The sequence below is a fragment of the Psychrobacter piscatorii genome (assembly GCF_001444505.1).
Lineage (GTDB): Bacteria > Pseudomonadota > Gammaproteobacteria > Pseudomonadales > Moraxellaceae > Psychrobacter > Psychrobacter piscatorii_B.
In genome coordinates, this window is sequence record NZ_LNDJ01000124.1 from 1 (window position 1) to 7646 (window position 7646).

General features: G+C 43.1%; 7 protein-coding genes and 1 pseudogene. 4 read left to right on the forward strand and 4 right to left on the reverse strand.

The genetic code is table 11. The features are described 5' to 3' along the window. Both AS194_RS12640 and AS194_RS12645 read left to right on the forward strand, forming a co-directional pair. Positions 1–502: pseudogene (locus AS194_RS12640) on the forward strand (DNA polymerase III subunit gamma/tau); the annotation flags it as partial. 234 nt (positions 503–736) lie between these two features. Then, a complete protein-coding gene (locus tag AS194_RS12645; protein ID WP_058025844.1) occupies positions 737–1636 on the forward strand; it encodes a LysR family transcriptional regulator in 900 nt (299 codons plus the stop codon). A 108-nt stretch (positions 1637–1744) separates the two neighbouring features. Here the strand turns inward: AS194_RS12645 and AS194_RS12650 are convergent, their stop codons facing one another. Beyond that, the gene (locus tag AS194_RS12650) at positions 1745–2926 is read right to left on the reverse strand and encodes an aspartate aminotransferase family protein (protein WP_058025846.1); all 1182 of its coding nucleotides are present in this window, start codon (positions 2924–2926) and stop codon (positions 1745–1747) included. Between the two features lie 41 nt (positions 2927–2967). Beyond that, positions 2968–3159 carry a DNA gyrase inhibitor YacG gene (locus AS194_RS12655; protein WP_058025847.1) on the reverse strand — a complete coding sequence of 64 codons (192 nt, stop codon included), beginning with the start codon at positions 3157–3159 and terminating at the stop codon, positions 2968–2970. Between the two features lie 182 nt (positions 3160–3341). Between AS194_RS12655 and AS194_RS12660 the strand changes: the two genes are divergently transcribed. Next, the gene (locus AS194_RS12660; protein ID WP_058025849.1) at positions 3342–3998 is read left to right on the forward strand and encodes an SAM-dependent methyltransferase; all 657 of its coding nucleotides are present in this window, start codon (positions 3342–3344) and stop codon (positions 3996–3998) included. Positions 3999–4154: 156 nt separating this feature from the next. On the opposite strand, the gene AS194_RS12665 is transcribed toward AS194_RS12660, so the two are convergent. Together AS194_RS12665 and purD are read right to left on the reverse strand one after the other, a co-directional pair. After that, positions 4155–5549 (reverse strand): ABC1 kinase family protein, encoded by a 1395-nt coding sequence (locus tag AS194_RS12665; protein WP_058025850.1) that lies wholly within the window; start codon positions 5547–5549, stop codon positions 4155–4157. Between the two features lie 388 nt (positions 5550–5937). Next, on the reverse strand, positions 5938–7251 hold the full coding sequence (gene purD / locus AS194_RS12670; RefSeq protein WP_058025852.1) for a phosphoribosylamine--glycine ligase: 1314 nt from the start codon (positions 7249–7251) through the stop codon (positions 5938–5940). A 175-nt stretch (positions 7252–7426) separates the two neighbouring features. Between purD and AS194_RS13985 the strand changes: the two genes are divergently transcribed. Then, a partial coding sequence (locus tag AS194_RS13985; RefSeq protein ID WP_227511656.1) for a hypothetical protein occupies positions 7427–7646 on the forward strand: 220 nt, incomplete at its 3' end.

Below are 7646 nucleotides of genomic sequence, written 5' to 3' on the forward strand. Positions count from 1 at the left end.
TGAGCCTGAGCCAATTGTTGAGCCTGACGCAAATGATTCTCAGTTAGCAGTACCATCAGATGAAGATCCTCGTACTTTATTACGCTGCGCCCCTCAAGAGTTGATAGGGGAGTGGAACTCGGAAAAATGGGATTACTGGCTACAGACAGCTCGTGAGGCAGAAGTGTTGGCACAGGACGAGCTGGCACTTGCCCGTCAAGGTACGATGATAGGTCAATGTAATGGCACAGCCACTTTTTTGACTAGTGTCGATAGTAGACATTTACAAGCGACTTTCCAGCAGTTAGCTGCTAAGCTACAGCAACAGTTCACAAGTGCAGAGATTGATTTAAAAATTGATAGTAGTATTATGCAAAGCGATGACAAAACACCAGAGCGTCGCCAGCAAAAACGTTTGGAGCAAGCAAAAACGGTTGCTGAGATGAAGTTGCGACATACACCCGTCATGCAGTATTTGACTGAGCGCGGTGAAGGAAAAATGGGTAAGGTACAGCTATATTAAGTTTCAAAAAAAGCTGTTATTAACCTTATTTAAAAATATAGATATGTTTTAGCAGTGGTTTTATATAAAATATCAAGGTGATATTGTGCTATCGCCTTGATATTTTTTTGTTTTTATTGAATAAGCAATTTGCTTCCTTAAAAAATGAAAAATATTTAATAACGATAATATAAATTAAAATTCGTTATAATGGTTAAGCTATATTAAAAACTGAAATGAAGTTTAGGTGAGAATATGTTGGATAATTTACGCGGTATGGCTGTGTTCGCCAGTGTGGTCGGACACGGCTCTTTTAGTGGTTCTGCTCGCGAGCTTGGTATTACCACCAGTGCAGTCAGTCAGCAAATTCGTTCACTAGAGAATGAGCTTGGCGTTGTGCTATTGCATCGCTCAACTCGTAAGCTCAGCTTAACGGAAGCTGGTGAGAGCTTCTATGAGTCTGCAAAAGATGTGGTCAGTGCTGCCGAACAAGGTCGGATCAAAGTCAATCAATTGCGAGATGAGCTAGCAGGTAGCCTACGGGTATCGACGACGCCTGAGCTTGGCGTGAATCATATATTGCCAGCGCTCTCCACATGGATGGCGGCACACGATGATTTGAGCGTGACCTATCTTGCAGACAACCACTATATCGATATGATTGATGAGCGTATCGACATCGCCATTCGCATGAGTCCATCGATTAATGACGCAAGCCTAAGTAGCCATCCTCTCACCGATGTGCGCCAGTTACTCGTGGCTTCACCCCAATATCTGCGTCAGCATCCTAAGATTAATACACCAAAAGATTTGGCTGATCATCAGCTCATTTGTATCGAAATCATGAAAGATGCCAATCAAGTCGATATGATCAAGACGGAAACGAACAAAAAAACGCGTGTGAAAATGAACTCGCGTATCTATACCAATAACGTTTTTATGGCGACAACGTTAGCTAAAGAAGGCCATGGGTTGGTTAGAATGATGGAGATGGACATCAAAAAAGAGCTTGAGAGTGGAGAGCTGGTAGAGGTATTGACTGGTTATCAGTTGCCGAGCTTTGTACTATATGCCGTTACCTTAAACCGCGACCAACAACCAGCTAAAATCACTCGTTGCCTAGAAGTACTGAAGAAATATTTTCATGCCAACTAAGTGTTGTTTAGACTAGATATTGGTTGTTTCAATAATCGGTCAGCAAAAAGCCTATGGATAGAGTTGTCCATAGGCTTTTTTATTACATGCTACATATTCAAGCAAACTTTAGAATGTTGGCTTTAATAAGTTGATCAAGCGTTCAGCGACTTGTGTGCTTTCATCACGGCTCATATTGAGCGGCGGTAGCAAACGTACCACATGGCCACCTGTCACATTGATGATAAGTTTTTGCTCGTCACGGGCACGATCTACCAATTGGCTACAATCCATGTCTTCAGGTAGCGCAATACCAATCATCATACCGGCACCGCGGCTACTTACGCCGTGTTGTCCTAGTGCATTGACGAGACTTTCTTGGATAAACAATCCTTCCATCACCGCATTCTCCATAATGTCGCTATTTGCAAGTACATCGTACACGCTATGCACCACGCGACTGGCTAATGGCGTACCACCGTAAGTAGAGCCATGACTCCCTGCACCAAACAAACCAGTAGCACGGCCTCGTACCATACAAGCGCCGACTGGAAATCCATTTCCCAAGCCTTTGGCGGTCGTCAATACATCAGGGCGCGCATTGCTATGCTGATAGGCAAAATATTTGCCAGTACGACCATTGCCGGTTTGCACCTCATCAAGCATGAATAACCAGTTATGAGCATCACATTCTGCTTGTAGCTCTTCTAAATAGGTAAAGCCATTGGCCGCAGTATTAAGACCACCTTCACCTTGGATCGGCTCTACAAAAATGGCGCAGATGTCCTCATAATCCAGTGCAGCCTGCTGAACGGCAGCAATATCACCAAATGGTACACGAATAAAGTCATCATCTAGCGTATAAAACCCTTCGCGGGCTTTTGGGTTAGCAGTGGCCGATAGTGATAGCAATGTACGGCCGTGGAATGACTGCTCCATCACGATGACTTTTGGGCGTGCAAAGCCTTGTTGCGACGCATACAGGCGTGCAAGCTTTAGTGCCGCTTCATTGGCTTCAGCGCCACTATTGGCAAAAAACACACTATCCATTTGAGCTGACGTACATAGTATCTCTCCTGCACGCTCTTGCCAGTCAATACCGAACAGATTGCTGGTATGAACCAAGGTCGCTGCCTGCTGTTGAATAGCGTCAGTCACTTGTGGATGGCAATGTCCTAGTCCACATACCGCGATACCAGTTAAGGCATCTAAGTATGGCGTATCGTCTTTTGTGTAGAGCCAACTGCCTGCACCGCGGGTAAAGCTGATAGGTTGACGATTATAAGTGGGCATTAGGTAAGTAGCAGACATGTAAAACATCCTTGGTATAATAAATTGAGTAAAGGGGTAGGTTATAGCTCGTCAGAAAAAGGTGTGGTTTCTGCAGGTAACGTGTAGTCTTCATTTGCCCAAGCACCTAAGTCGATCAGCTTACAGCGACCACTACAAAATGGCTTATATTTGTTGTCTTGCCAAGCAGTTTGAGTGCCACAACGTGGGCAAGGGTAGGTTTTGGGTGCAGTGTTGGTATTAGAGTCAGTCATAATAAAGGTGGGAGTATCCTTGATGTTATTAGTATCATTTGCGCACGATAGTTATTTATTATCATATAAATTGTGATGAATTGAGGAGTACTAGTTTTCGTTATATTACTATTCAATTAGATTGGCTATATAATAGCATGGGGCAGAATAATGACAAAAGACAAATGCTTTAAGGATAGTAGATGACAGACAATATCGAGTTCACACATCAGCAAGCGCGTGCCTTTCAACCACAACGACTCTCCGCACCGCGCGACTTTATGATTCCAAAAATCATCAGTGATAATAAAGATGAAAAGCCGTTAATCTTGGAGATTGGAGCAGGGAAGGGCAAGCATGCACTTAGCTTTGCCCTGCAAAATCCTGATAAGCATTTGATCGCCATTGAGCGCACACGCAATAAGTTTGATGCTTTCTCAAAGCTGGCTATACTGCAAGACCTATCGAACCTAGATGCGATCCATGCAGATGCGATTGCTTGGACGGTGCATGCGCTAAAACCCAATAGTGTGGCTAAAATATTTATTCTTTATCCCAACCCTGAACAGCATAATCCCAATCAGCAATGGCTAAATATGCCCTTTTTTGAGTTTCTACTATCTCGCTTGCAAGTAGGGGGAGAGATAATACTGGTCACCAATATTCAATCCTATATGGACAATGCAGAGCATCAAGCAGCTAAGCTTTGGTGCCTACCAAATACTCGCTACCGAGTGCCTGTCGACAGCCAGCGTACGCATTTTGAAGTGAAGTACTTAGCGCGGCAAGAGGTATGCTGGGAGTTAAGCATCCGTAAGCCAAAATGGTATAAAACAAGGTTTGATAATTGGCAAGCTTAATAATAGACGAAAAATAGCCTAAGTAACAAAAAATATAGTTAAAAGTGTGTCATTACAATATAATACGAAGATTAAATATAAAATAGCCTAAGCAGAAAAAAATAAATCAAAAAAAGCCGTCACTAAAGGACGGCCAAAATTTCGCACTATTAAAAACTATAAATAAGGTTTGACCAAGGTACTAGGGTTGGTATGTGCGTCAAGCACTGTTAAAAAAGTATATGCACCAATAAATTTGCGGCTAATAAACATGAATTCTTTTGGAGGAAGGTTAAATTCAAAAGATTGCATCGCACGAGTAGCTTTAGTGGATAAGCGTGAATGCAATTTGCTATTGGCCCAAATATAGCGATTTTGCTCATCCAAACAATCTGTAGGGATGTCATCGTTTTTCTCAGGATCGCTAAATGGCTCGGTAGCCAATAGGAACAATGAGGCAATATCAGAGCGTACTTTATCACTCATACTATCGAAGAAATCATAACCCGTCATCGCTAGAGTCATCGCCTGATGGTTGTGGTGATATCCTGCCCTCAATAGTCCACGGGCAATCGTAAGCAAATTACTATCAAATTGGCGAATAGCACCAAAATCTAGCAAAACAAGTTTATCAATATCGTCTGTACTTTCACTAACTCGAACTAAATAGTTACCAAAATTAGGGTCCGTCTGCATTTCACCCCAGACAAAAATCTCTTGCATCATAATTTCGATGGCAGCTTGACCAATTGCACTGCGGCGCTCCTGAGGCAACAACTGTAGTGCTTCAGACACGACAGTGATACCTGGCTCATATGACATACATAGCAGACGTTTTTTTGAGTAATTACGATTAATTTTAGGCACGATATAACGTGGATCATTGCTTAAACGATCGTAGAAACGCTCTGTTGTTGCTGCTTCTGCTTCATAATCGACTTCATGGTGGAGTAGGTCACGTATTTCCTCAAACCAAGCATCGAGAGCGCGCGTTTGGGGGACGATGTTACTTACCTTTAGTAGTCGCTTAAATAGGGCGAGATCAGAGTTGATGGCATCGGCCACCCCCGGATACTGAATCTTCAATACGACTTGTTCACCAGTTGCTAATACTGTCGCCCGATGGACTTGGGCAAGAGAAGCCGTTCCAATAGGAACAGGGTCAACATCGAGCTCATTTAGTTTTTCACCCAATAGCTGGCGCAATGTTTGCTCAATTGTCGGCCAGGTAAGCGTCGCCGTATCATCATTGAGCGTTTGCAAGGCACGCGTAATCTCTGGTGGCAATATATGTTCACCATAGATGGCTAGCATTTGACCAATCTTGACAACTGAACCTTTCAATTTACCAAGCTCTGATGCCAGATAACTCGCTTGAGCTTCCATAAATGCTTGGTTACGTGCGGTCCGTGCTTCTTTATTCAAAAACATGCCAGACACACTATTACCCGCCCAACGACGACCAATATTTAAGGAGGTTTTAGCAATCGACATGCGGCGATCAAACCCTGAGGTTTTTAGACTATCGATTGATTGCTTATTGTTAGAAGGTTTAGACGTATCATTTGCCATAAATATAATCATTCATCCAGTTGGTATTGATTTGCGGGTTCGAGACCTACAATACAAGGGAGATGTGATGCACGGGTATAAAATTGTATCATATAAAGTGCATGGGTTTTATGAGCGCACACAGGCTGTTGATAGTTACTTTGTAAGTCAAAATAATTGCGTGATATTTTACCGATTTAATGTTGAGAGTTGTGCTCATGTCTGGTCTATCGTTAAGCCGCCATCTCATTTTTTATGAGCATTTCATCAAAAATAGACCTAAAAATGACTGTCAAAAAATAAGACCTAGCATGCATGATGCTAGGTCAAATAATGTATAGCGTATCAGTCATATTTGCTTAATCAGACATATGGAGTGAAAAATTCACGTTATCTGACAAGGATTAACTCACCAAGCATTTTCACGAGCAATGGCATGATGCCCGATATCACGGCGATATTGCGCACCATCAAAGCTAATCGCAGCAGTGACTGCTAGTGCTGCTTGCTGAGCTTCAGAAATATTATTTGCTAAAGCAGTCACGCACAATACACGACCACCGTTAGTCAAAACTTCGTTCTCATTGTCATTCGAGAATGCCGTACCAGCATGAAATACTTTAACCGCATTATCGTTCGTAGTGTCCAGCTCTGGCAAGCCAGCAATCACATCGCCTTTCGATGATGTTTCAGGATAGCCTTTCGATGCAACTACGATACCTAGAGCAGGGCGGTTGTCCCATTTGGCTTCGCTAGGCAGTTGACCTGCCAACCCTTGTGCGACCAAGTCTACCATTGATGACTGCAGGCGCATCAAAATAGGCTGCGTCTCTGGATCACCAAAGCGGCAGTTGAATTCAATGACATAAGGATCGCCTGCTTTATCAATCATAAGACCAGCATATAAAAATCCAGTATAAGGGTGTCCTGCGTCTTTCATCGCATCGACGACTGGCTGAATGACTTGTGACATCACTTTGTCATGAACGTCTTTGGTCACGACTGGCGCAGGTGAATAAGCACCCATACCGCCAGTGTTGGGACCCGTATCCCCTTCAAAAGCACGTTTGTGATCTTGGCTGGTCGCCATTGGCAAGATATTGTCACCATCAATCATGCAAATGAAACTGGCTTCTTCACCTTGCAAGAACTGCTCGATGACCACACGACTACCAGCATCACCGAATTTGTTGTCCGCTAGCATATCGTCAATCGCTTCATGCGCTTGCTCAATAGTCTCAGCAACAATGACGCCTTTACCAGCAGCAAGCCCGTCAGCTTTGATAACAATAGGCGCGCCTTGCTCATCAACGTAAGCTTTGGCAGCAGTAGCGTCTGTAAATCCTTGATAAGCAGCCGTTGGAATATTGTTTTGTTCCATGAATTCTTTGGCAAAGGTTTTCGAACCTTCTAATTGAGCGCAGTAGGCTGTTGGACCCCATGCTTTGATACCAGCATCACGGCACGCATCAACGATACCAGTGACCAAAGGTGCTTCTGGTCCAACGATAACCATGTCAATATCATTGTTTTGGCAAAACTCGATAACAGCGCTGTGCTCGCTGGCATCAGTAGACGTTAAGACAACGTTTTGGCATTTAGGTTCAAGGGCCGTGCCAGCATTACCAGGAGCGATATAGACATTTTCGACATTGTCATCTTTTGCACACTGCCATGCCAGCGCGTGTTCACGACCACCTGAACCAATCACCAAAATATTCATCATACCTCTTGCCCTTAGCATTAAAGTTAATAATGAGCTATTCGTACGCTCGTAGATATATCGGCATATTCTAACAAAAAAACAGTATTGATTACTATGAGTATCCACTTGCCAGCACCTAATCTCGAATATTATGGCATTGAACATCATTGTCTCATTAGCAAAGGTTATCGACATGTCGTTGATTCATGAAATGATGTTGTACGCTTTAGCTCGCGCCGCAGGTGCGTTAAACTTCACTATATTGATGGCATTAAATCCTGATGGCTACATATTCACAAAAATAAGAGTAAAAAAGGAGAAAGTCTTTAGACGTCATAATAAAAGAATAAGTCGCGTGACTGGATATATTGCCATTGCATCACAAGTTATAGTCGAACCACTATTAAAGTGTT

Coding starts and splice junctions, on each gene's coding strand:
- AS194_RS12645 (WP_058025844.1), top strand. CDS start 737: ATGTTGGATAATTTACGCGGTATGGCTGTGTTCGCCAGTGTGGTCGGA.
- AS194_RS12650 (WP_058025846.1), bottom strand. CDS start 2,926: ATGTCTGCTACTTACCTAATGCCCACTTATAATCGTCAACCTATCAGC.
- AS194_RS12655 (WP_058025847.1), bottom strand. CDS start 3,159: ATGACTGACTCTAATACCAACACTGCACCCAAAACCTACCCTTGCCCA.
- AS194_RS12660 (WP_058025849.1), top strand. CDS start 3,342: ATGACAGACAATATCGAGTTCACACATCAGCAAGCGCGTGCCTTTCAA.
- AS194_RS12665 (WP_058025850.1), bottom strand. CDS start 5,549: ATGGCAAATGATACGTCTAAACCTTCTAACAATAAGCAATCAATCGAT.
- purD (WP_058025852.1), bottom strand. CDS start 7,251: ATGAATATTTTGGTGATTGGTTCAGGTGGTCGTGAACACGCGCTGGCA.